Below are 1387 nucleotides of genomic sequence, written 5' to 3'. Positions count from 1 at the left end.
TATATTCCCCTCTATTCCCGTACGCCTTCATGTTGCCGAAGTCTAAGACGGAGTTCCCCTTCTTGTCTTCATCCTTTACCAACCGGGCGAAATCCTGCGAATAAGCGAGCATTCTTGAGAAAATCATATCTTACCGAGGGAGCTTAATCTTTGGATGCCAAATACATTAAAAACTTGTAATGTGTTCAAACGGGTTCCGTTTTGAAGTCGATAAAATTAAAACAGCTTTAAGCGTAATGGACCTAAGCTGGTTATTACCTCATTTTTTGCTAAAATAACTATTTTTCCAATAATTTCAAAGCAGGAAATAGGAACATAATCAATAAATTATTCGTTAATTGATTACGAGGTGAGTATAAGAATGGGAGGGAATAGAATGAAAAAGGTACTTAGCTTGTCATTATTAATGGGAATGTTTTTTATCATATCATCGATGTCAGCATTTGCGGCTAATGATCCTGAAAATGAGATTCCTAGGCTGCAGAAAAGGAGTTATTAAATTTCCAAAATATGATCGATGATAGATATTATAAATACAATTTTAATAGTGCCGAAGAGGTTAAATCGACAAAGCTAGGAAAAGGATTTCAGGTATGGGGACTTGATAAGGAAAAACTAGAAAAAAGTAATTCTACTAAATTATTAGATGTTGTTAAGCCACTTAATAAATGGAGTTTTGTGGTCACATTGAATGGTCAGCCAAAAACTTTGATTACAATTGGTCTTGAAAATGATCAGTATATTTTGATTAGTGGAGGCGGAGACGCATCGGATTTTAATAATTCGCTCTCTAAAGTTACTAGCGGCGGAAAGAATACAAAGCTAATAAAAATTAATGATGTAGATATGTTGGTAAGTGAGGGGCTTCAAGGGGAGATTAAACAATCCCTAAATAAAGGCGTGTCGATTTCAGATGATTTTGTAACAAAACTTAAAGGGAAACAGCAATATAATGAAAACGGTGAACTGTTGTATGGTGGTTCCAATGCAGAAGGATCACAAGTTACACCAACCAAAAATCTATCTATGATATATGGTAGTGTCGCAGTTTTGTCTATAGTTGCTTTAGCTTTTATCACGTGGAAATTGAGAACGCCTGCGCGTGCTCATGTTCAATAAGTCCGGTAGATACAAAATCTTTGTGAAGATGTCAAAGGAGCTGTCGCGGCAGCTCCTTCATCGTTTGTTTAGAGTCTCTTCATTGAACTAACGTACCCGTTAGCGGAATAACTTCAAATAGATTTCTTAATTCCTTTATTTAACCCAATTATTAATAAAACTAGTCCAAGCGGTTAAACACCCTTATTGTGGACACTGCACCTCTTATTTAATAAGGATCAAAGTATTGCTTTGAAATGCTCCCATTTGCTCGCAAATGGATGTTTTG

General features: G+C 35.8%; 1 protein-coding gene. It reads left to right on the top strand.

The annotated features are described in order from the left end of the window. The first annotated feature begins 510 nt into the window (after nt 1-510). Nucleotides 511-1119, top strand: a complete 609-nt coding sequence (locus tag ASG81_RS03855; protein WP_056629406.1) for a hypothetical protein — start codon at nt 511-513, stop codon at nt 1117-1119. Nucleotides 1120-1387: the final 268 nt, after the last annotated feature.

Origin of the sequence: Paenibacillus sp. Soil522, from assembly GCF_001428245.1 — a bacterium.
Lineage (GTDB): Bacteria > Bacillota > Bacilli > Paenibacillales > Paenibacillaceae > Pristimantibacillus.
Note: the sequence above shows the minus strand (reverse complement) of the source record. Positions and strands in the feature narration are given on the sequence as shown.

Coding starts and splice junctions, on each gene's coding strand:
- ASG81_RS03855 (WP_056629406.1), top strand. CDS start 511: ATGATCGATGATAGATATTATAAATACAATTTTAATAGTGCCGAAGAG.